Genomic DNA, 21,020 nt, shown 5'->3' with positions numbered 1-21,020 from the left:
GAGACCACCCGAAAGCCGGATGACCGGCCGGTTCACGGGGTCACCCGGGCGATTCGTGTTTATGGTCCGTTCATGTCGGATTTTCTTGTGCGGCGGCTCCTGATCGCGCCGTTGTTGCTGGTCACGGCGGCCTGCGGGTCGGACGCGGACGAACCGGCGGCGACCGCGACGTCGGCCACGGCATCCGCCACAGCCTCGGCCTCGGCGGCCACCGGATCGTCCGCGGCCGTGCTCACCGCGGCCAACGCCTTCCTGGCCACGCTGGACGACACGCAGAAGACGACCGTCCAGGGCGAGCGGACGACCGCGAATCTCGCACAGTGGTCCAACCTGCCCGATCAGCTCTTCAAGCGGGCCGGGCTGCGGATGGACGCCCTCTCCGACACGCAGCAGGCCGCGGTGCTGGCGATTCTCAAGGCCGGACTGAGTACGGACGGCTACAACCAGGTCGCCGGCATCACCGCGGCCGACGGGGTGCTGGCGTCGACGGCCACGATGAACCTCGACTTCGGCGCCGACCACTACTGGATCCGGCTGCTGGGCACGCCGTCGGCCACGGACATCTGGACCGTCCAGTACGGAGGCCATCACCTCGCCGTCAACCTGACGATGAAGGGCGACGAGATGACTCTCGCACCCACGCTATGGGGAGCGCAGCCGGCGTCGTACACCGAAAGCAGCAAGACCACCGAGCCGCTCAGCGGCGAGACGCAGAAGGCCTTCGCGCTGGTCGACGCGCTGGACGCGACCCAGCTGAAGGCCGCGGTGCTGGACACGGCGGTGACCGAGATCGTGCTCGGCGCCGGGCAGGACGGCAAGACGCTGGCCCAGGAGGGCGTCAAGGCGTCCACCTTCACCACGGCCCAGACGGCGCTGCTCAAAGACCTGCTCAGCGAGTGGATCACGCCGCTGCCGTCGTCGACGGCCAAGCTGACGGCGGCGATGACCTCGGCCAACCTCGCCAAGACCACGTTCGGGTGGTACGGCTCGACGACGACCGGGAACCCCATCTACTACCGGGTCCAGGGGCCGACCTACACGATCGAGTTCGCCCATCAGCAGGGTCAGGGGGCCAACGCGGGCGGCGTCACGCACATCCACTCGATCTATCGCGAGCCGGACAACGACTACGGGGCCTCGCTCTGAAACGGCTCCTGCTGGCCGCGCTGCTGATCCCGGGGCCGGTGACCGCGCATCCGCTCGACCAGGTGCTGCAACAGGTCTATCTGACGCCGGCCGTTGGCGTGCTCGACGTGCAGATCGACATCGTGCCGGGCGCGCTGGTGGCGGGCGCCTTCGCCCGGTCGCTGGACGAGGACGGCGATCGCGCGCTGTCACCACGGGAGACGGCCGGGCACACCGGGGCCCTGCGGGCGGCTTCGGTGGTACGCGTCGACGACCGCACCGAGAAGCTGACGATCACCTCGGTGGCCTACCCGGCGTACGACCTCCTGGAAGCCGGCGGCGGGACGATCACCGTGCGGGCGACGGCGCCGCTGCCGGCGGGAAGCCGGAAGGTGGTGTTCCACAACGACTATCGGCCCGGACAGCCGTCCGTGGTCCAGATGAGCGTGACGACGGAGCGCGGCGCGCCGCTGGCGCCGGGCGAGATCAGCCACGACGACCTGGGGCGCGGCATCACGGTCGCGCTCACACCGTCGGCGCCCTCGGCCGCGCCGGTGGTCGCCACCCCGGATCCGGTCACTCTCCAGGAACGGGCCTTCGGTGCCCTGCGTGATCCGCTCGGATCGCCGTGGGCACTGCTGGTGCTCATCGGGGTGTGCGCCCTGCTCGGGGCGTTCCACGCGCTCACGCCCGGTCACGGCAAGGCGATGCTCGCGGCGTATCTGGTCGGCCGCAAGGGCACGCCCGCGCAGGCGGTCTTCCTCGGCCTGGTCGTCACGGTCACGCACACGGCCTCGGTGCTGATCCTGGGCACGGCCGCGCTGGTCGCGGGCCGGCACGTCCTGCCCGGCGTGCTGATGCCGTCGCTGGAGGTGGTGGCCGGCCTCATCGTGCTGATCCTGGGCCTGCGGGTGGCCCGCGACCGCTGGCGACAACGCGGCCGGCACCAACATCACCACCACCATGGACGCGGATCGCTGGCCGCGATGGGTGTCTCGGGTGGCCTGCTGCCCTGTCCGGAGGCGCTGGGCATCCTGATCCTGGCCGTCGGGCTCAACCGGACCGCGCTCGGCCTCGGCATGATCGTCGCCTTCAGCGCCGGCCTGGCCGCCGTCCTGGTCGGACTCGGCCTGGCCGTGGTCCTCGGTGGCTCCTTCGTCCGGAGGCCCCGGGCCACCTCGCTGTTCGGCCGTCTGCCTCTTGTGTCGGCCGTGGTCGTCGTGGCGCTCGGCGTGGTGATGACCGCGACCGGGGTCATGAGTTTCACCGAGGGCGACGCCCTCGCCTTCCTCAGGCGCTGAGAGGCACGCCGCGGGTGAGGGTCGCCAGCATCATGTCGAGGCGGGGGAGGGGGTCGTCGAGGGCACCGCCCAGATAGTCGTCGTACCAGACGCGGAAGACGCCGGTGGCGTTGACGACCAGGACCCGTACGCGCCAATCGGTTTCGTCGTTCCCGGACAGCGCGGCCAGCCGGCGTACGATCTCCGCCTCCTGCTCCGGAGGCACGCCGGCGTGCGCCGCCCGCAGATGCTGCGACTGCCGGGCCACGTGCCGCAGGGCCGCCAGCCACTCCCGGTGGGCCACCACGAACGCGCCCACCTCGCGCATCGCCGCGCTGATCAGCTCGGCCGGGGAGAGCCCGGGCGGCGCCGCCGCCAGATGATCCGTCACGATCGCGGCCATCCGGCGGATCGGGTCGGTGACCACGTCCTCCTTGGCCGCGAAGTAGCGGTGGAAGGTCCGCGGCGCGATGTCGGCCGCGGCGCAGATGTCGGCCACGGTCACGTTGTCGTAGCCGCGGTCCATGAACAGCCGCCACGCCACCTCGACGGTCTTCACGCGGTTCTGCTCGCGCTTGCGGTCCCTCAACCCGGTGATCGCCCTGCTCCTGTCGGTCGTCTCTTGTGACGGTGCTCTCATCGGCCTCGGCGGGCCACACCATCGCAACAATATCGTGGCAGTCTCTGCCTCGTGGCAGACTCTGCCACTTTGCCGTTCGCCCTCGTTGGAGATGATTCATGGCACAGGCTGTCTCGACCACGCCCGCGGTGGCGCCACCGGCGCCGAAAGCGTGGTCAGGGAAGCAGATCGTCGTCCTGCTCGTGATCGGCGTCGGCGCCCTGATGGTGTCGCTGACCCAGTCACTGCTCGTGCCCGTGCTGGGCGAGCTGGCGGTCGACCTCAACGCGACACAGGACGGCGTGGCCTGGCTGCTGACCTCGACGCTGCTGGTCGGCGCGGTGGCCGTACCCGCCTTCGGCCGCCTCGGCGACCTCTACGGCACCCGCCACCTGGTCATCGTGGCGCTGGTCGCGCTGGTCGCCGGATCCCTGGTCTGCGCGCTGTCGAACAGCCTGGAGATGATGATCGTCGGCCGCGCGATCGTGGGCCTCTCGGTGGCCACGGTCCCGCTGAGCATCAGCCTGATCGGCGTCATCCTGCCCAAGGAGCACGCCGGCGCCGGCATCGCCCTGATCAGCGCGATGCTCGGCGTGGGCGGCGCGCTCGGCCTGCCGCTGGCCGGCGTCATCGCCCAGTACGCCGACTACCACGTCCTGTTCTGGGTGTGCGTGGCCGGCGGCGTCATCGCCATCCCCGGCATCCTGCTGCTGGTGCCCTCACCCAAGCCGGCCGCCTCGGGCCGCATGGACATCCCCGGCACGGTCCTGCTCGGCGCGGCGATGCTCGCCCTGCTGCTGCCGCTCGCCCAGGGCGAGTCGTGGGGCTGGACGTCCCCGCTCACGCTGGGCCTGCTGGCCGCGGCGGTGGCGCTGCTGGTGGCGTTCATCCTGATCGAGCTGCGCATCAAGTCGCCGCTGGTCGACGTACGGACGACGGCCCGCCCGGCCCTGCTGCTGACCAACATCGCGTCGCTGTTCGTGGGCTTCGCCCTGTTCGCCACGCTGATCGGCACGGCCACGTACGTGCAGGCGCCGCTGGCGACGGGATACGGCTTCGGAAAGTCCATCCTGGTCGGCGGCCTGTGCATGCTCCCCGGCGGCCTGGCCATGCTGGTGCTGTCGCCGTTCTCGGCCAAGCTGGCGCCGCGCACGGCCCTGATCATCGGCTCCCTGATCATCGCGGTCGGCTTCGCCAGCCGTATCTGGCTCACGGACAGCCTGTGGGAGGTCATCCTGGGCGCCACGATCGCCGGCGCGGGCACGGGAATCGCGTACGCCGCCATGCCCGGCCTGATCATGCACGCCACCCCGAGGGGCGAACTGGCCGCCGCGAACGGCCTGAACGCCTTGTTCCGCAGCGTGGGCAGCTCCCTGGCCAGCGCCATCGGCGGCGCGATCCTGGCCGCGAAGACCCTGGACCTGGGTGGCCACGCGCTGCCGTCGCTGGGCGCCTACCAGCTGTTGTTCGTCATCTGCGCCGGCGCGGCCGTGGTCGCCGCCCTCCTGGCGGTGGTCATCCCGAAGCACTCGGCCACGGCCGACGCCGCCCTGCCCGAGTAGAAGCCACACAGGCCGGGCTCAGAGCGACGGCGTGGACGTGGAGAAATCCGACGACGCCGAGTTCGAGCCGTACCTGCACCGGACCCAGACCGGGGGACGTTCTACACATACGACAAATACATCGCACAACGTATCGACGTGCCCACCTTCAACCCGGGCGGTGTTTTCCTCGCCACCGTGACTACCGGCGGCTGGTGACGTTCCACCACCCCGGTAACACGTCCGCGATCGCGATGAACCGGCGGCTCGGCTTCGTCGACCTGGTGACCGGCGACCGAGCCGGTCGAGGCCGAGCCCGCTGATCGCTGGGAACGTGACCGGTCAAGGTCGGTATCTCCTCGCCAGCCTCGCGATCCCTCGGGTTGCGAACTTCCGCACGGCCTCGTCGGGGTCGGTGAGCAGCGTGCATAGTGCCGATTCGGCCCGAGAGTCCCGCAGGCCACCCAAACGCCAGGCGAGTTGCATCCGTACATGGGGATCCGGGTCCCCCAACCGTGGGAGCAGGGCGTCCAGCGCGCCCGGCTTCGCCGCGAACCCGACCATGCCGACCGCCCGCGAACGGACCCTGGCCTCCGGATCGTCCAGACACGATCGGGCGATGGCGTCGACCCGATCGGTGTCGGGCTGGTGGGAGACGGCCTCGAGCGCCGTGAGCCGTAACTCGGGATCGGCCAAGGCGGCGTCGAAGACGTCGAAGTCACGAGGGTCGGCGACGAGACCCAGCACCCACAGGCGCAAGCCGTCGTCGCCGGAGTAGGCGCGGACTGCCGTACGGCTGCCCTCGGGGTCTTCTTCGACGTGGGCCTCGATGGCGTCGACCAGGTCGGACACGTCGTCGCCGCGCTGCACGGCCGCGTGCAGGACCGGCAGCAGTTCGCCGAGAGACATCGCCGGATCGTATCCGGACGGAAAGCTGATAGTGCCCGGGGCCGGGACGGTAGATGCTCGATTCACCCAAACCGACCGGGAGGGACCAAACGTGCCCACTGAGCTCATGCGTGTGCAGGCCGACGACGGCAGCGCCGTGCTGATCGAGATCGACAAGCCCGACTCCGGGTTCGGTGAGGTCGCCTTCGACGGCGCCGTGTTCAAAGCGAAGGAGACGCTGGAGCAGGCCCTCGACGGCGTACGGACCATCGCGCTCAAGGCGCTCGACGAGTTCCGCAGCGGCGACGGGCGTGGCCACAGCCCCGACTCCGTCGAGCTCGAGTTCGGCGTGAAGTTCAAGGCCGAGGCGGGCGCCGCCGTCTTCGCCAGGACCGCCGCCGAGGGCCACATCGTCGTACGGATGGCCTGGTCGGGCCGCGAGCATCCGGTGGGCCGCCCGGCCCTCGACGACGATGACGACCCGACGGCGACCGACGACTTCGAGGAGCGCCGGGGGAGCTAGGGGTTTCGTACGGCGAACGGTGTGGCCTGGTCGGGGGAGACCTGCTCCAGGTGCACGCCGCCGTGGCGGGCGACCAGGAAGTGTGTGGGGTAATTGGTGGCGGCGAAGGTCAAAGCGCCGCCGGTCGGCCGCGGGCAGAATGTGGCGTCGAATCTGAACAATTGTGAACTGTCCTGCCGGTCGAGGCGGAGGATGAAGTCGCGGTGGCGCAAGAAATAGCCTGGATAGTTAACTGATTCGAAAGAGACACAGCCCTGCCCGTTCAAACCGTTGCGGACGGTGAAACGGGAATTGTCGCGCTCGGCTTCGGTGCGCAGCACCTCGAGCGTGGCCACGAAGTCGCGGTGCCGCAGGCGGCGGCCGGACTGGTCGGCGGCCTCGAGGGCGATCGTGGCGCCGGGGACCAGGGCCGGTGCGGGTGACGAGGGCGGCGGTGTCGTCCGGGCCGGCGTGGTCGTCGTGGGCTTCGGGGCCGGCTTCGCCGTGGTGGTGCGGACCGGCAGGGTCGCCGGTGGCACGAAGGTCGGCGCGGGCGCCGACGACGGTGTGGGCTGGGGCCGGATCGAGACCGGCGCGGCCGCGGAGAACGGCGGCACCACCAGCTGGGCCGCTGGTGGCGGCGATGACGGCTCCTCGTCGCCGCCCACGGTGAGCGCGATCAGGCCCGCGCCCAGGATCACCGCCGCGGTGACGCCGGCCAGCAGGACGCGCCGCGGCGAGCCGCCGCTGAGAGTGTCGGCGATGGAGTGGCGCGGTGGGTTGGCGCCGAGCAGGCTCAGCAGTGAATGGCGCAGAGCGCGCGGGCCGCCGGCGGGCGGGCTGGTCAGCGGGGGAACGGTGCGCGGGGAAGGGGACGGGCCGGCGTCGGGGCCGTCACGGTAGGGGCCCCAACCGTCGACGCGCAGACGCTCGTCCCTATCATCTTCGGTCATCTGAATTCCGCTCCGAGGGCGCCCGCTAAGACTTTCTTAAGCTGTCGAAAAGGCATTCTTACGGCGAAGGACGCCAATGGCAAGATTCTTCACGCGTTCGATCGTGATCGAACTTTCCGGGGCTGGTCTGCGTACTCCGGGTCGACGGCGCCCGCACGAGGAGACGACGCCATGGACGGCTCTGGCTCGCAGCAGCACACACTGGACGAAACCGCCGGTTGGCCGAAGATCTCGGACTACTGGCCCGACACCAAGCCGCACGACGGCGACGAGGGGGAGGGCGGGAAGCCGTACCCCCGGGAAAGGAAGCCGCGTCACCTGGCGCTCGTGGCCGGTTTGGCCGGCGTCGTCGTGCTGGTCGTCGTGACCGGGGTGATCCTGCTCCGCATGGCCACCACATCCGACCGGCCGCCCGCGGCCGCGCCCAACCCCGGGATCGTGGTGCCCTCGCCCAGCGCGCCGGTGTCGATCGAGCCGGCGCCGGTCTCGCCCAGCGCCACCACCCCTTCGGCGGCGCCCTCCTCACCGCCGCCGGCGCCGTCCTCACCGGCCGCCACGCCGAAGGCGCCGCCGGCCGGACCGGCCTTCCCGGCGGCGACGTTCGTGCTGGCCGGCGGCATGCGGCAGCTCAACGTCTCGGTCGGGCGGCCGCCCACCAACGGCATCGCCCGGGTGTCCACGCCCGACGACAGCGGCGTGACGCCGGACGCGACCCTCGACGGCACCACGCTGACCCTGACCACCAAGGAGAACGACAACGAGGGCGAGGCCGTGGTCGACGTGGTGCTCGACGAGCGGATCGCCTGGACGATCAAGACCGTTCACGGTGTACGCCGGGCGACGTTCGCCATGGCCGACGGCAAGGTCACGGCGTTCGACCTCCAGGGCGGGGCCAACAGCTTCGAGATGACGTTGCCGCGGCAGGACGCGCAGATCCCGTTGCGCATGTCGGGCGGCGTGAACAGCTGGAAGATCCGTACGGAGGGATCGTTTCCGGTCAAGCTGGTCGTCGGCAAGGGCGTGGGGGAGTCGACCCTGAACGGCGAACGCGACGAGGACCTGGCGCCCGGCGACACGCGCCGCGCCGACGGCGACGACGACTCCGGTGGCCTGCGGATCGACGCCGTGGGTGGCATCGGCACCCTGGAGGTCAAGCCCCTTTGAGCTGAGCCCCGGAGATCGGAAGGGCGAGGGGCGGGCCCGTGCTGCGAAGGCCGTCTCGCGCGAAGCGCCGGGGAGCTGCTGGACGCCGCGCGCGGTTTGGCGCGGCGGAGCCCTGGTGCCGAAGGCGGGGCAGATCGTGGCCGGCGCTCCAGGCCCGAGCGTGCCGAGCTCTTCCTGAGCGCGCGAACGGCGCCCGCACAAGGTCTTCCACAAGCTCGGCATCTCCGGGCGGCGCGAGTTGCGCGACGTGCTGCCCGCCTCGGCTCAGTGCCTCAGTTCGGTGGAGGCGGCAACGTCCTCACCCCACGACATCACCGGCCTTGACCTGTCCCGCTGGCCGGGAAATGTGTTCTGCCGTGCACCCTGTGCTATTTCCGGTTGGCATGATCCTTCCTTTGGTGTCGATCTTCGGAGTGCGGGATAATGGTTTATGGCGCAGCTGGGGTTCTTTTCGAGGTCGGTTGTTTCCGCGATGCGGGATTGGAGTGGGGGTGCCGAGTCATTCGCCGGAGATGCTTGCGTTGCGGCGTGATCAGGCGGAGCGGCGGCGGTGGGGTTCAAAGCGGCGCCATGCTTTGAAGTTGTACCGATTGCATGGTTGCTCGCGGGTGTGCGGTCGGCTGCGCCTGCTTGTCGTGCGGACAAGCCAGAGGCAGTGGTGCGACCCGAGCCCCTGGTTGACGCCGCGCGGGTAGTGCGCGCCGAGACTCAAGCGGTAGCGCAGACCGAGCCGGCGGTCCAGGCCGAGGCGGCGGTGCGGCCCGAGTCGGCGGTCCAGGCCGGAGCGGTAGTGCGGCCCGAGTCGGCAGTCCGGGCCGGAGCGGTAGTGCGGCCCGAGCGGGTGGCTCGGGCCAAGGCGGTGATGCGCGCCGCGACGGCGGTATCGGCTCGGCGAGCGGTGTCGGCGAAGACCGCCGCTCAGGGCGAGTCTGCCTGGCAGGGCGGGTCTCCGCGCTCCGCCGTGGATCTCGGCCGCAGGCGGCGATCGCGCCATCCGGAATCGAACGTCGGGCGTCACGGAATCATCGATGATGACATTATTGGTGACACCGGAATTGCGGGCCGGATGCATTCGCTTCGGTCGCGGGAAGACTATGGGCAGTGACGGAGAAAGCGTAACCGATTCCTTCTTCTTTATGGAGTGCTTTCTCGTCAGTGGAAGCGTGAGCCGGATCGGAGAAACTGCGGACCGGAGCAATTAGCTAGCCCGCGCCCCGGGCGCCTATGAAGCCGGTGATCTCGTCGACGATGCGGTCGAGGTCGGCCGCGTCGGGCAGGTGATAGCGGCCCTCCAGGGCGATCAGCCGCGCGTCGGGCAGGCCCGCGGCGAGCTGGCGGCCGCCGTCGAACGGGATCACCCGGTCGCCCCGGTAGTGCAGGACCAGCGACGGAGCGGCCACCTGGGGCAGCAGGCCGGCGACGTCGGCCTCGTACGCGGCCTCCAGATATCCGGCCGCCACCTCGCGGTCGGCTGAGTCGCGCAGCACCTCGGCGAGATGCTGGGCGGCGTGGTCGCTCGCCCCGGGGCGGTAGAGGTCGGCGAAGACCTTCGAGCCCAGACCCCAGTGTGTACGGATCATGGCGATCAGCGCCGCGTTCAGCTCCGGACGCCGGAACGTCGCGGGCCCGTCCGCGTACGTGCCGACGAAGACCAGACGGTCGACAAGGTCGGGCTGGGCGGCGGCCAGGGCCACTGCCAACGGTCCGGCTTCCGACATGGCCAGGACATTCGCCCGTACGCCGACGCGCCTGACCACCGCGAGAAGCTCCGCCACCGACGCCTCGAGCCCGAAGCCGGCGACCGGGCCCCGCGACAGCCCCGTGCCGTACCGGTCGAACAGCGTCAGTGCGCACCGGCCGGCGAGGCGCTGAAGAAGACTCGACCGTGGATCGCGCCCGGAGGCGATGACGTCGAGGGCCGACACCCACCCGGGTAACGCCACCAGCGGCGGTCCCTCCCCGAGCGTGGCCGTGGCGACCGAACGTCCGCCGGGCACGGACACGTAGACCGCGCGCAACCGCGACAACGGTGGCGCCGAGGCCACGTCGCGCGGCAGGTCGTGGCGCAGCACCCGCAGGTGCGTCTCGCGGATCTCCGCCGCCGGTTCCAGGCCCAGCTCCTCGGCCAGCCGCGCGGTGTAGTCGCGGTAGCTTTCCAGGGCGTCGGCGTGCCGGCCCAGGGCGTACAGCGTCCGCAGCAGCAGATCACGGGCCCGCTCGCGCAGCGGATGCCCGGCCACGAACGCCTCCAGCCCCGGCAGGGACTCGGCCGCCCGCCCGGCGCCGAGCAGGGCGCGATGCCACTGCTCGGTCGCGTGCAGGCGCGCCTCACCGAGCCGGATGGCCTCCAGCCGGGCGATCTCGGAATCGGCGACCTCGGCGTACGCGTCACCGCCCCACAACCGCAAGGCCTCCTCCAGCAGCGCCGCCGCGCCGGCCGGTGGCTCCCGGGCCGCCCGGGCGACCAGATCGTCGAAGCGGGCGGCGTCGAGCTCGCCCGGCCCGAGACGCAGCACGTAGCCGGGCGGCTCGGTGACCAGCCGGGTGTCCGCGGGCAGGGCGCGGCGCAGCCGGGACACCTGGCTGTGCAGGGCCGCCGCCGGATCGGCCGGCAGCTGGTCGCCCCAGATGAGCCCGGCCAGCCGGTCGGCCGCGACGGTGCGCCCGGCCCGGGCCAGCAGCGCCGCGAGCAGCGCCCGCTGCCGGTCGCCGAGCGGGATCGGGGTGCCGTCGGCGGCGTACGCCCGCACGGCGCCGAGCACCCCGAACCGCATCAGCGCACCGCCACGCCGGCGATCTGGGTGTTTATCGGCAGGAACACCGACCGCAGCCGATAGCGCGACACGGACAGGCCGGCGAAGCCCGCGCCGCGCAGCAGCCCCTCGGTGTCGCGGCTGACCTCGCAGCCCTCGAAGAACCAGCGCCACGGCCGGGCGACCGCCCGCTGGAGCCGGTCGTAGCCGCTGCCGGGATCGGCGCCCACATGCTCGACGAAGAGCAGGCGGCCGCCGGGCCGCAGGATCCGGGCGATCTCCCGGATTGTCGCGGCCGGGTCGGGCACGGTGCACAGCACGAGGGTGCTGACGACGGCCTCGGCCTCGCCGTCGCCCAGGCCGGTGTGCTCGGCGCCGGTGGCCCGCAGGTCGACCGTGACGCCGCGGCGGCGGGCATGGGCCAGCAGAGGCTCATGCATGTACGGGTTGGGCTCGATCGCCACCAGGCGTGTGCCGGGCCGGTAGTGCCGCAGATTGGCCCCGGTGCCGGGCCCGATCTCGACGACGGTGCCGGGCAGCGAGGCGAACAGCTCCCTTTTGCGCTCACGGAACAGCCGGTCGGCGTACCCGTCGACGCTCCGGAAGACAGCGGCGTTGAGCCGGCCGCGCACGGGGTGGGCGGTGAAGGTGGTCATTCTCCGACCCTGCCCGGCATGCCTGTCAGGCTACCGTCATCCCGCTGCCGCCCACCTGCCTCAATCGAGCCGGTAGAGAAGCCTGCCGTCGATCTCCTCGCGGGTGATGCCCAGGCCGTCGACCGGGCGGTCAGGCAGGCCCTCCCACGGGGTGCCGCCCAGCCACTCGGGCAGGACGACGACCGACTTGATGCCGGCCTCCCGCAGCCACGCGATGCTCGCCGAGTCGGGGAACGACATGCTGACCGAGCGGATCCGCTCCTGGCCGGTCGGTACGAAGGTGACCACGCCGTTGGGGACGCGCGGGAACCCGTTCGTGGTCCACAGCATGATGGACATCTCGAGGCTGCCGCCGCTGGGCAGGACCAGGATCGGCTCCTCGGCGGCGGCCATCGCGGCCGGGTGGCGCAGCAGCTCCGGATGTGAGGTCCGGTTGACCCCCTCGGCGGTGACCAGCACGAGCGGGATCAGCAGGGCGAGGCGCAGCGCGACGAACTTCGCGCGGGCCAGGACCCCCGGCCGCCAGGGCGCGGTGGCCCGCGCCTGGGCGACGAACGCGCTGACCGCGCCGGCGGCCAGCAGGGCCAGCAGCAGCGAGGACCACACCGTCAACCGGCCGGGTGTGCGCAGCGCCGACCAGCCCGGCAGGTGCTTGGAGAGGGTCAGATAGCCCGGGTCGCCGTTCCAGGGCAGGGTGGCGCCGAGGGCCAGCACCACGGCCACGGCGACACCGAGGGCCAGCAGGACCCGGTGACGGACCCGGAAGACCGACACGAACATCCCGACCGTGGCCAGGGCGATCAGGGCCACGCCGCACAGCAGCGCCATCTCGGGCGGCCACGACAGGTCGGCGCGGGCGCCCGCGTGGCGGTCACCCCACAGCCAGGACGCCTCGGGCGCGACGAAGAAGCCCCGCCACGGTGGCGAATACATCTCCGTCCAGTTCAGCCCCCGGTCGGCCTGCGGATGGAGCTCCACGACACGGGCGAAGGCGAGCCCCATGTACAGCGTGGCGCCCGCGAAGACCGCCCCGCCGATCAGATCGGCCGCCAGCAGCCGCCGCCCGAACCGCGGGCGGCCGCGCCGCCACCACGTCCAGCCGTACCAGGCCGCGACCACCAGGCAGAGGGCGAGCATGACGTACGCGAAGACGAGCCCGATGGCGAGCCCGAGGGTGATCTGCCAGGCCCCGACCAGCCAGCCGGCCAGCGCCCACCACGGGCTGTGCCGTTCCGGCCGGTGCCCCCTGCGCAACGACCAGCCGTGGCCCCGGGCGATCATGGCCAGGCTCAGCGCGATGCCGCCGGTCGAGATGACGTTGAGGTGCCCGACATGGGCGAGCCGCCACGGTGCGAACGCCCAGGCCACGCCGGCCACCGTCGCGCCGAGCGGGTGGGCGCCGAGCTGGCGGGTCAGCGCGTACGCCCCGACGAAGGCGAGGGCGTGCAGCAGGACGTACAAAATGTTGTATCTCAGAACCGCCGCTTCCATGCCCGACCCGATCATCCCGAAGGGCGCGTAGCCGAGAACGGTGTCGGTGAAGGCCAGCGAGTGCGGATCGGGGTAGAAAGTGTTCGAGTTCCACAACTGAAGGGGATCGTGCAGCAGCGCCTGCCCGGCCCAGGCGATCTGCCAGGCGAACAGGGCCGGATCGCCGATGTCGCCGGGCACGGTGTGCCGCGGGTCGCGCAACGTCGGCCAGGTCAGCGCGGCCGCCAGCGCCAGCCCGCCGAGGACGACCAGGATCCACTCGCGGCGATCCCAGAGCCGCTTCAGCGCACTTCTCCCCGCTTCGGGAGCGCTCCCACTGTCGCTCTGCTCGCCGCGGGCGACCGCGGTGGCCCCGATTCCGCTCACCTAAGCCCCCGCATTCCCCATAGCTGCCGCGACATTGTTGCACATCGATGTCGTGGGGTGACCGATGAGTTCGGCCGCCAGGGCGAGTCTGATGTCCTTGGAGAGAGGAGTCCACCATGAAGATGCCACCCGTTGTCGACGAGGCGGCCTGGCGCGCGGAACTGGACGCGCTGCGGGCCCGGGAGAAGGCGGCGACCAGGGAACTGGACGCGATCGCGGCGCAGAGGCGCAAGCTGCCGATGGTGCGGATGCCGGAATACACGCTGACCGGGGCGGACGGCCCGGTCAAGCTGGCCGGCATCTTCGAGGGAAGATCCCAGCTGATCGTCTACAACCACATGTGGAACCCGGACGCCGAGTGGCAGTGCGGCGGCTGCACCAGCCTCACGTCGGTCTACACCCGGCTGGGCTTCCTCGACAATTACGACGCCCGCTTCGTGATCGTCACCCAGGGCCCGATCAAGGACGCCCTCGCCTACGCCGACCGGGTCGGCAACAAGATGACGTGGTACTCGACGGCGGACAGCCCGTTCGGCGCCGACGTCGACGCTCCGGCCGGCGGCGGCTTCGCCATGAACGTCTTCCTGCGCGACGGTGACACGGTCTATCGCACCTGGCACACCACCGGTCGTGGGGTCGAGCTGCTCACGTACACGTTCGCGCTGGTCGACGTGCTGCCGTACGGCCGCCGGGAGGACTGGCAGGACTCACCGGAGGGCTGGCCGCAGTCGCCGGCGTACAGCGGCTGGCTCGACTCACCGGACGTGGCCCGGCTGTACGGCCCCTGATTTGCCGGAGTGCGGCATGATCGGCGCCGTGGTTGGACTGCGCCGGTTGCTCCCTCTGCTGGTCGTTCCGCTGGTGGCGGCGTGTACGGCGCCCTGGCAGGCCGCCAGCGGGCTCACGCCCACAGCGGCGCCCAGTGTTTCCCCCAGCTCCGCCGTTCCAGCCTCACCCACCGCTCCTGCGGCTCCGGTGGCGGTCGAGCCGGCGGCGGCGTGCTCGCTGATCGGCGTGCTCATCACGGCGGAGCGCGGGGACGCGGCCGCGGGATATCGGGAGATGCCGCTGACCATGCGGAACTGCGGCACCAACCCGTACGAGGTGTACGGGCGGCCGGACATCGTCGTGCTCGACGAGGACGGCCGCCCGCTGAAAATCGCGGTCGTGGCCAGCCGGCACTACACCGCGGCGCCGCGGCGGCTCGTGCTGAAGCCGGGCACGAGCGCGCGGGTGGTGCTGTCCTGGCGCAACACCGTGACCAGCGTCAGCGGCGGGGCGGACACGGGGGAGTCCCTGGCGGTGGCCGCGTCCGAAGGCGGGACACGCCAGCTGGTCACCCTGCCGGCGCCCCTCGACCTGGGCAACACCGGCCGGCTTGAGGCGAGCGCCTGGTTCTAGGGTGTGCCGTGTGACGGCTGTGGCGGAGGCGTGGGCCCGCATCGAGCGCTGGTTGCATGAGCACACCCCGAAGAGTGAGGCCCTGCTCGCCGGCCCGGCGGCGCCGGAGGCGATCGCGGTCGCGGAGACCCGGCTGGGCGTCGCGTTCCCGGCGGAGCTGGTCGAGTCCCTGCTCCGTCATGACGGCCTCACCGAGTGGGACAACCTTCTGCCGGAAACGACACCGATCGGCCTCGGAGAAATCGTCGAACACTACGAGATCCGCATGGACGTGGCGGCTGACGTCGACGGCTTCGCCGTGCACGAGCCTAATTCCGAGCCGTGGTGGCACGAGCTCTGGTTGCCGTTCGGAGACGCGGAGGGTGACCTCCAGGTGATCGATATGAGGCCGGGCCCTCAGCGCGGCCGGTTGGGCTCGGCGCCCCATGACAACCCCGCCGACTTCTCAGACGCGTGGCCGTCCCTGAGCGCCTATTTGTCGGCGGTGGCGGGCGCTCTGGAGCAGGGCGCCCCCTGCGGCGTGTGGCATCCCTACATCACCGAGGACGAGACCCTGTGGTGGGACCTGGCCGGAAAGGAGGAACTGAACGGCGAACCGCTCCGCCCGGCCAGCTGCCGGGCGGGCTAGGTGAGCGCGCCGAAGGCTGGGTGTTTGGTCAGCCAGGACGCGTAGCGGGGGCGGCGGTCGACGATCTCCAGGTAGGAGGCTGTGGCCAGCGTGGCCACCTCCGCCGCGTACGGGGAACGGGGGTCCCAGCCCAGCATGTGGCGCCAGCTCAAGGGGGAGTCGGTCAACGGGACCGCTACCGCGCCGGGGACGTCTCGTACTGTGGCCTGGCACAGGGCCACCGCCCGGCCCGACGTGACCAGGTCGAAGACGGCGCCCGCGTCCAATTCGTACGGGAAACGCGGTGCGAAGCCCGCCCGGGCGCAGGCGGCGGCGAAACACTCGTTGAAGCAGCCGTCGCCGGGGGCGCTCACCCACTGCTCGGCCGACAGTTCGCTCAGGCTCACCTCCTCGCGGGTGGCCGCCGGGTGGTTCTCGTCGACCAGCACCCACACCGGGTCCACGCAGAGGGCTCGCCATGACAGGCCGGACAGGTCGTCGGTGCCGGGGCGGCCGGTGGCGCACGCTCCGACCAGGGCGTAGTCGAGGCGGCCCTCCTGGACCAGGCGGACGATCTCGTTCTCCGACCACGTCGAGTGGACCGAGACGGGGCTGGACGGGTACGCGTCGGCCAGGCGCTGGACCAGGCCGGCGACGATCGGGCCGTTGGTGGCCCCGATCCGGAACCGGGCGTCGGCGCCCGCCGTCACCAGGACGCCGGCGTCGTCGTGCAGGCCGCTGACCGCGGGGATCAGCACCCTGGCCCGGGCCAGCACCAGGTCGCCCAGCTCGGTCGGGAGGACGCCGCGGCGGCCCCGCACGAACAGGGGGCCGCCCAGCATGCGCTCGACCCGGCGCAGCTGGGTGGCCAGGGCCGGCTGCGCGACGCCGAGGACGGCGGCGGCTTTGGTGACGCTGCCGGCGTCGGCTATCGCGCAGACCAGTCGCAGGTGGCGCAGTTCCAGCTCCACCGGGACGAGAGTAGTTCATCAATGTCTCACGGAGGTCCCCGAAGCTCGGGCCGCGGCGGCGCGGCCACCCCGGTAGCCGAAGACCACGGCGGGGGCGATCGTCGCGCCGGGACCCGGATAGGTGCGGCCCATGACCGACGCCGTGGTGTTCCCGGCGGCGTACAGGCCCTCGATGACCTCGCCCGAAGTGTCGATCACCCGGGCATCCGCGTCGGTCAGCAGGCCGCCCTTCGTGCCCAGGTCGCCCGGCACCAATTGCACCGCCGTGAACGGGCCCTTCTCCAGCGGGCCCAGGTTCGGGTTCGGCTTGACGCGGGGGTCGCCGTAATAGTTGTCATATTCCGTGCGGCCCCGGCCGAAGTCCTCGTCCACCCCGGACCGGGCGAAACCGTTGAACCGGTCGACCGTCGACCGCAGTCTCGCCGGTTCCATGGCGAGCTCGGCCGCCAGGGCCTCGATCGTCGGCGCCGAGCGGACGATGCCGGCCGCCCGCAATTCCTTCGTTCCCGTGAGGAACGCGTTGAAGAGATAACGGCGGCGATGCCGTACGTCCAGAATCAGCCAGCTCGGAATGGCCGGCACCGTCTTGTCGCGTTCCAGCATGGCGTGACCGAAGTCGATGTAGCTGGCCGATTCGTTGGTGTAGCGGGAGCCCTGCGAGTCGACCACGATGCTGAACGGCATCGACCGCTCGGACAGCACGAACTGGCTGGTGCCGTTGGGCAGCGGCACCGAGGCGCCCCACCAGGCGTCGTCCATCAGCTCCAGCCGGGCGCCCAGTTCGGCCGCGATGTCGATGGCCTGTCCCAGATCGCCCTCCGGCGCCGAGCTGTATCCGGGGATGCCGTGGTGCTTCTCGCGCCATTCGCTGTTACGCGCGAAGCCGCCCGCCCCGAGGACTACTCCGCCCAGCGCTCTCACCCGTACACCCGAACCCAGAACCGCGCCCACGACGGCGCCGGAAGCGTCCCGCTCGAGCCCGGCCAGCGGGGTTTGCAGAAGGACCTCCGTGCCCTGGCGCCGCACGATGTCCATCAGGCTGGCCGACAATGCCGAACCGATGCCGTAAAGGCGTTTCCCGGTGGCGAGGCCACCGATCGTCCGGAAGACGAAACGCGCGCCGCGCACGAATCCGCTCGGGGTCGACCACGCGCGCGAAAGCAGCCAGACGTCATCGGTCTTCAGCGGGGCCGGCATGCTGTCGAGGCCGCGGAAACTGTCGCGCATCGGGCCCAGCTTGCGAATGTCGAACGGCTCGGCCTCGATGCTGCGCCCGGTCATGCCGCCGGGCCGGTCGGGGTAGTAGTCCGGATAGTCCTTGGCCGCGGTCCAGCGCACGCCCCGCTTGGCCAGCAGCTCGAAGACCTCGGGGATCGTCTCGACGAAGGCCTGACGGCGTTCCGGCGAGCTGGCCGGCCCGGCGTCGCCGATGGCCTCTTCCATGTACGTCAGGGCTTTCGCGACCGAGTCCTCGCGCCCGTGCTTGCCGATCAGCGGGTTGGTCGGCATCCAGAGGCCGCCGCCGCTGAGCGCGGTCGTGCCGCCCCACTTGGCCGTGCTCTCGACGACGAGCACCCGCATCTTCGCCTCGGCCGCGGCGATGGCCGCGCTCAGGGCGGCGGCGCCGGTCCCCACTACCAGTACGTCAACTTCACGATCCCACGCCACGACGCCTCCCTTTACTAGCCGATCGGCTAGGCAGCAAGGTAGCCGGGCGGCTAGTTCAAGACAAGGGGTCGCTACGATCCTGGGCATGAGTGCTCGCGATCGGGTCATCGGCGCCGCCCTCGACCTGTTCGCCGAGAACGGGGTCAGCGGCACGTCGCTCCAGATGATCGCCGACCGTCTGGGTGTCACCAAGGCGGCGGTGTATCACCAGTTCCCGACCAAGGAGGAGATCGTTCTGACCGCGATCGCGCCCGCCATGGAGCGCCTGGTCGCGCTGGCCGAGTCCACGGCCCGTCTGCGGAGCCGTCCGGCCCGGGTGCGGCACGCGGTGGCCGGCGTGGTCGATCTGGTCGTCGAGCACCGGCGGCTGTCGGCGGTGCTGAGCTTCGACCCCGTGGTGATCCAGCTCGTACGTCCCCACCCGGCCATGCGCGCGGTGGAGAGCCTGGTGGACATGCTCGCCGGTCCCGATCCCGATCCGGCCACCCGGATCGGCGTCACGATGGTGAGCGGCGGCCTGATCATCGCCGGCACCGACCCGCACCTGGCCAAGATGGACGACGAAGACCTGCGGGGCTTGCTCACCGCGTCCGCGTTGCGCCTTTTGGGGGTACGCCCGACGCGCGCCACCGTCACCTGATCAAGCTACATTTACGACATTTCCGATTCGGCACCCCTAGCGTTTCCGGCGTCACGTCGCCACGTTCCGGGGGGTACGCATGAGGAGAGTCCACCGCCTGCTGGCGGCGTCGCTGCTGATCGGCAGCGCCGTCGTCACCGCCACCTCGCCCGCCACCTCGCCCGCTGCCGCGGCGGCTCTCGCGGCCGCCGAAGCGGAACCCGCGCACCCGCCGGTCGTGGCCGCTCCTGGCGGTGGTCAGGGCGGCGCCGCGCCCGGTGGTGGTCAGGACGGCGCCGCGCCCGGCACCGTGATCAGCTCGTCGCCCGCGACGCTGCCCAAGGAACTCGCCGCGGCCGCCACCGGGCGGCTCGTCAAGTACGTGACCACCGACGTCCGGGGTGAGCGCATCACCGCGACCGGCCTCGTGCTGACCCCGCGCGCCAACCGCAAGGACCACGTCGTCGTCTGGGCGCACGGCACCACCGGCCTCGCCGACCGCTGCGCGCCCTCCACCCACCTGGACGTCTTCTGGCCCGAGGCCCGCGCCGCCGTCGCCGAGCTGCTCAGCCGGGGCTGGACCGTGGCCGCCCCCGACTATCCCGGCCTCGGCACCCCGCAGGCCCACCCCTACCTGATCGGCGGCAGCGAGGGGCGGTCGATCATCGACAGCGTCCGCGCCGCCCGCCGCCTCAACCCTTCCCTGGGCACGAAGTACGCGATCGACGGGCACTCGCAGGGCGGGCAGGGCGCCCTGTTCGCCAACCAGCTCGCGCCGTCGTACGACGGCGACCTGCAGCTGCGCGGCACGGCGAGCATCGCCCCGGTCTCCAACGTCGACGTGCTCGCCCCGCAGATCCCCGGCACGCCCGGCCAGGGCTACCTGGTCATGGGTGTTTACGGCCTCAACGCGGTCGAGCCCTCGTTCCGCCCGGCCGACGTGCTCGCCGCCCCCGCCCGCCAGCGGGCCGGCGTCCTGGAGACCGGCTGCCTCACCGAGATCCTCGCCGCGTACGCGCCGCTGACCGCCGCCCAGCTGCTCAACGGCGGCCAGCTGCCCGCCGCCTGGGTGGCCAAGCTGGCCCACTACGACAACCCCGGGCAGACCGCGCCCAGCGCCCCGATCCTGATCGTCCAGGGCACCGCCGACGAGGCCGTGCCGGCCGCCGTGACCGACATCCTCGTGGACCAGCTCGACGACTACCGCCCGATCCGCTACGACAAGCTCCCCGGCCAGACCCACGACGGCGCGGTGTTCGCCTCCACCGAGACGGTCGCCGACTGGATCGGCGACCGCCTCCGCTGAGGTCAGACCCCGGCCGTGTCGAGACGGGACAGCTGCTCGTCGCTCAGCTTCACATCGAGCGCGGGCAGCATGTCCTCGAACTGCCCGGGCGTGCGCGGCCCGATCAGCGGCAGCACCCGGGGCGAGCTCTGGTGCATCAGCCAGGCCAGCACGAGCTGGTTCGGGGTGACCCCGGCCTCGTCGGCCACTTCGAGAAGGGCCGCCAGCCGGGCATCGGTGTCGGGGCCGCCGTAGGAGCTGAAGACCCAGTGCTCGGCCCGCTTGGCGGCCGAGTCGTAGATGCCCTTGAGGATCGGCGAGTAGGCGACCAGCGTCTGGTCGTCGTGCTCGCGCAGGTAGTCGAGCTGCTCCCCGTCGACGATGGAGGCGCTGTCGGCCCCCGCGTTCGGCCGCAGGTACGAGTGCTGCTGCTGTACCGCGACCGGCAGCGGCCACCCGTTCGCCCGGCAGAGCCCCCGGATCCGTTCGAGCCGCCAGGTGCGGACGTTGGACCAGCCGAGGTGACGTACCTTGCCCGACTGAACCAGACCGGCCAAGGCCTCCAAGGTCTCCTCGAGCGGCGTGTTCCGGTCGTCGACGTGCACGTAGAACAGGTCCACGTGATCGGTGCCGAGCCGCTTGAGGCTCCCGTCGAGCGCGGTGCGCAGGGTTTCCGCCCCCGCCCCTTCGAAGGTGCGCCGGGCCAGCTCCCAGTCCGGCGTCCCGTCGGCCGCCCACAGGTCAGGGGAGTAGTGAGGCAGCGCCGTGGCCTTGGTGGCCAGGAAGACCTCGTCGCGCCGGTTGCCCTGGCGCATCCACCGCCCGAGCAGCTCTTCGCTCTCACCGCCGCGGCTGTCCCGCCGGGCCCACCACTCGTAACAGTTGGCGGTGTCCACGAACGACCCGCCCACTTCGAAGTACCGATCGAGAATACGGAACGAGTCCTTCTCATCGGTCGCGTTGCCCATCTGCATGGCCCCCAGCGCCAGCCGGCTGACCTGCTGTCCGGTACGGCCCAATTCGATCGTCTGCATGGGGGGAACGCTAGGTCTTCGAGCGCACTCGAGGTCAAGAGGCGGAACAGCATCCTCCGGTTGGTCCTAGGTTGTGTCTCCTCAGGCGAGACCCGTC

19 protein-coding genes are annotated in these 21,020 nt (G+C 71.3%); 10 read left to right on the top strand and 9 right to left on the bottom strand.

The window, feature by feature from the left end:
* The first annotated feature begins 72 nt into the window (after window positions 1-72).
* Together ACFY36_RS13965 and ACFY36_RS13960 are read left to right on the top strand one after the other, a co-directional pair.
* Complete coding sequence (locus ACFY36_RS13965) at window positions 73-1,146, top strand: DUF3500 domain-containing protein (protein ID WP_499746320.1); 1,074 nt, start codon at window positions 73-75, stop codon at window positions 1,144-1,146.
* 38 nt (window positions 1,147-1,184) lie between these two features.
* Window positions 1,185-2,426, top strand: a complete 1,242-nt coding sequence (locus ACFY36_RS13960; RefSeq protein WP_499746319.1) for a HoxN/HupN/NixA family nickel/cobalt transporter — start codon at window positions 1,185-1,187, stop codon at window positions 2,424-2,426.
* Here ACFY36_RS13960 and ACFY36_RS13955 read toward each other — a convergent pair.
* Complete coding sequence (locus ACFY36_RS13955) at window positions 2,416-2,964, bottom strand: TetR/AcrR family transcriptional regulator (protein WP_499746318.1); 549 nt, start codon at window positions 2,962-2,964, stop codon at window positions 2,416-2,418. The genes ACFY36_RS13960 and ACFY36_RS13955 overlap by 11 nt on opposite strands.
* A gap of 179 nt (window positions 2,965-3,143) precedes the next feature.
* On the opposite strand from ACFY36_RS13955, the gene ACFY36_RS13950 reads away from it, so the two are divergent.
* Window positions 3,144-4,586, top strand: a complete 1,443-nt coding sequence (locus ACFY36_RS13950; protein WP_499746317.1) for an MFS transporter — start codon at window positions 3,144-3,146, stop codon at window positions 4,584-4,586.
* 321 nt (window positions 4,587-4,907) lie between these two features.
* On the opposite strand, the gene ACFY36_RS13945 is transcribed toward ACFY36_RS13950, so the two are convergent.
* Window positions 4,908-5,474, bottom strand: a complete 567-nt coding sequence (locus ACFY36_RS13945; RefSeq protein WP_499746316.1) for a HEAT repeat domain-containing protein — start codon at window positions 5,472-5,474, stop codon at window positions 4,908-4,910.
* A 91-nt stretch (window positions 5,475-5,565) separates the two neighbouring features.
* Between ACFY36_RS13945 and ACFY36_RS13940 the strand changes: the two genes are divergently transcribed.
* Window positions 5,566-5,976, top strand: coding sequence for a CU044_2847 family protein (locus tag ACFY36_RS13940; protein WP_499746315.1), 411 nt, complete (start codon window positions 5,566-5,568; stop codon window positions 5,974-5,976).
* Here ACFY36_RS13940 and ACFY36_RS13935 read toward each other — a convergent pair.
* Window positions 5,973-6,908 (bottom strand): AbfB domain-containing protein, encoded by a 936-nt coding sequence (locus ACFY36_RS13935; RefSeq protein WP_499746314.1) that lies wholly within the window; start codon window positions 6,906-6,908, stop codon window positions 5,973-5,975. The genes ACFY36_RS13940 and ACFY36_RS13935 overlap by 4 nt on opposite strands.
* A 171-nt stretch (window positions 6,909-7,079) precedes the next feature.
* Here ACFY36_RS13935 and ACFY36_RS13930 point away from each other — a divergent pair, with 171 nt between their 5' ends.
* The gene (locus ACFY36_RS13930; protein WP_499746313.1) at window positions 7,080-8,072 is read left to right on the top strand and encodes a hypothetical protein; all 993 of its coding nucleotides are present in this window, start codon (window positions 7,080-7,082) and stop codon (window positions 8,070-8,072) included.
* Between the two features lie 1,202 nt (window positions 8,073-9,274).
* Here ACFY36_RS13930 and ACFY36_RS13925 read toward each other — a convergent pair.
* The 3 genes from ACFY36_RS13925 to ACFY36_RS13915 are packed head-to-tail and all read right to left on the bottom strand — an operon-like array spanning window position 9,275 to window position 13,338.
* Window positions 9,275-10,846 carry a bifunctional AfsR/SARP family transcriptional regulator/alpha/beta hydrolase gene (locus tag ACFY36_RS13925; RefSeq protein WP_499746312.1) on the bottom strand — a complete coding sequence of 524 codons (1,572 nt, stop codon included), beginning with the start codon at window positions 10,844-10,846 and terminating at the stop codon, window positions 9,275-9,277.
* On the bottom strand, window positions 10,846-11,481 hold the full coding sequence (locus ACFY36_RS13920) for a class I SAM-dependent methyltransferase (RefSeq protein ID WP_499746311.1): 636 nt from the start codon (window positions 11,479-11,481) through the stop codon (window positions 10,846-10,848). Before ACFY36_RS13920 ends, ACFY36_RS13925 begins: the two co-directional genes overlap by 1 nt.
* A 60-nt stretch (window positions 11,482-11,541) precedes the next feature.
* Window positions 11,542-13,338 carry a hypothetical protein gene (locus tag ACFY36_RS13915; RefSeq protein ID WP_499746310.1) on the bottom strand — a complete coding sequence of 599 codons (1,797 nt, stop codon included), beginning with the start codon at window positions 13,336-13,338 and terminating at the stop codon, window positions 11,542-11,544.
* 116 nt (window positions 13,339-13,454) lie between these two features.
* On the opposite strand from ACFY36_RS13915, the gene ACFY36_RS13910 reads away from it, so the two are divergent.
* Genes ACFY36_RS13910 through ACFY36_RS13900 form a run of 3 tightly spaced genes read left to right on the top strand, consistent with a single transcriptional unit; the run spans window position 13,455 to window position 15,367 of the window.
* Window positions 13,455-14,126: a DUF899 domain-containing protein gene (locus ACFY36_RS13910; RefSeq protein ID WP_499746309.1), complete on the top strand. Its 672-nt coding sequence runs from the start codon at window positions 13,455-13,457 to the stop codon at window positions 14,124-14,126.
* Between the two features lie 28 nt (window positions 14,127-14,154).
* Complete coding sequence (locus tag ACFY36_RS13905; protein ID WP_499746308.1) at window positions 14,155-14,739, top strand: DUF4232 domain-containing protein; 585 nt, start codon at window positions 14,155-14,157, stop codon at window positions 14,737-14,739.
* 10 nt (window positions 14,740-14,749) lie between these two features.
* On the top strand, window positions 14,750-15,367 hold the full coding sequence (locus ACFY36_RS13900; RefSeq protein WP_499746307.1) for an SMI1/KNR4 family protein: 618 nt from the start codon (window positions 14,750-14,752) through the stop codon (window positions 15,365-15,367).
* Here ACFY36_RS13900 and ACFY36_RS13895 read toward each other — a convergent pair.
* Together ACFY36_RS13895 and ACFY36_RS13890 are read right to left on the bottom strand one after the other, a co-directional pair.
* Window positions 15,364-16,317, bottom strand: coding sequence for a LysR family transcriptional regulator (locus ACFY36_RS13895; protein ID WP_499746306.1), 954 nt, complete (start codon window positions 16,315-16,317; stop codon window positions 15,364-15,366). The two genes, ACFY36_RS13900 and ACFY36_RS13895, sit on opposite strands and share 4 nt — an antisense overlap.
* A gap of 18 nt (window positions 16,318-16,335) precedes the next feature.
* Window positions 16,336-17,985: an FAD-binding protein gene (locus ACFY36_RS13890; protein WP_499746305.1), complete on the bottom strand. Its 1,650-nt coding sequence runs from the start codon at window positions 17,983-17,985 to the stop codon at window positions 16,336-16,338.
* 85 nt (window positions 17,986-18,070) lie between these two features.
* On the opposite strand from ACFY36_RS13890, the gene ACFY36_RS13885 reads away from it, so the two are divergent.
* Window positions 18,071-18,625, top strand: a complete 555-nt coding sequence (locus ACFY36_RS13885; RefSeq protein WP_499746304.1) for a TetR/AcrR family transcriptional regulator — start codon at window positions 18,071-18,073, stop codon at window positions 18,623-18,625.
* A gap of 79 nt (window positions 18,626-18,704) precedes the next feature.
* The gene (locus tag ACFY36_RS13880; RefSeq protein ID WP_499746303.1) at window positions 18,705-19,910 is read left to right on the top strand and encodes a lipase family protein; all 1,206 of its coding nucleotides are present in this window, start codon (window positions 18,705-18,707) and stop codon (window positions 19,908-19,910) included.
* A gap of 2 nt (window positions 19,911-19,912) precedes the next feature.
* Here ACFY36_RS13880 and ACFY36_RS13875 read toward each other — a convergent pair whose 3' ends face one another.
* The gene (locus ACFY36_RS13875; RefSeq protein WP_499746302.1) at window positions 19,913-20,923 is read right to left on the bottom strand and encodes an aldo/keto reductase; all 1,011 of its coding nucleotides are present in this window, start codon (window positions 20,921-20,923) and stop codon (window positions 19,913-19,915) included.
* Window positions 20,924-21,020: the final 97 nt, after the last annotated feature.

The sequence above is a fragment of the Actinoplanes sp. NPDC000266 genome (assembly GCF_042899005.1).
In the GTDB taxonomy this organism is placed as follows: Bacteria; Actinomycetota; Actinomycetes; order Mycobacteriales; family Micromonosporaceae; genus Actinoplanes.
The sequence above is the reverse complement of the archived record's forward strand: the minus strand, read 5'-3'. Positions and strand labels throughout refer to the sequence as shown.

What these genes read in the sequence shown, in the direction of transcription:
- ACFY36_RS13965 (WP_499746320.1), top strand. Translation starts at nt 73, where the DNA reads ATGTCGGATTTTCTTGTGCGGCGGCTCCTGATCGCGCCGTTGTTGCTG.
- ACFY36_RS13950 (WP_499746317.1), top strand. Translation starts at nt 3,144, where the DNA reads ATGGCACAGGCTGTCTCGACCACGCCCGCGGTGGCGCCACCGGCGCCG.
- ACFY36_RS13945 (WP_499746316.1), bottom strand. Translation starts at nt 5,474, where the DNA reads ATGTCTCTCGGCGAACTGCTGCCGGTCCTGCACGCGGCCGTGCAGCGC.
- ACFY36_RS13935 (WP_499746314.1), bottom strand. Translation starts at nt 6,908, where the DNA reads ATGACCGAAGATGATAGGGACGAGCGTCTGCGCGTCGACGGTTGGGGC.
- ACFY36_RS13930 (WP_499746313.1), top strand. Translation starts at nt 7,080, where the DNA reads ATGGACGGCTCTGGCTCGCAGCAGCACACACTGGACGAAACCGCCGGT.
- ACFY36_RS13925 (WP_499746312.1), bottom strand. Translation starts at nt 10,846, where the DNA reads ATGCGGTTCGGGGTGCTCGGCGCCGTGCGGGCGTACGCCGCCGACGGC.
- ACFY36_RS13920 (WP_499746311.1), bottom strand. Translation starts at nt 11,481, where the DNA reads ATGACCACCTTCACCGCCCACCCCGTGCGCGGCCGGCTCAACGCCGCT.
- ACFY36_RS13910 (WP_499746309.1), top strand. Translation starts at nt 13,455, where the DNA reads ATGAAGATGCCACCCGTTGTCGACGAGGCGGCCTGGCGCGCGGAACTG.
- ACFY36_RS13885 (WP_499746304.1), top strand. Translation starts at nt 18,071, where the DNA reads ATGAGTGCTCGCGATCGGGTCATCGGCGCCGCCCTCGACCTGTTCGCC.
- ACFY36_RS13880 (WP_499746303.1), top strand. Translation starts at nt 18,705, where the DNA reads ATGAGGAGAGTCCACCGCCTGCTGGCGGCGTCGCTGCTGATCGGCAGC.
- ACFY36_RS13875 (WP_499746302.1), bottom strand. Translation starts at nt 20,923, where the DNA reads ATGCAGACGATCGAATTGGGCCGTACCGGACAGCAGGTCAGCCGGCTG.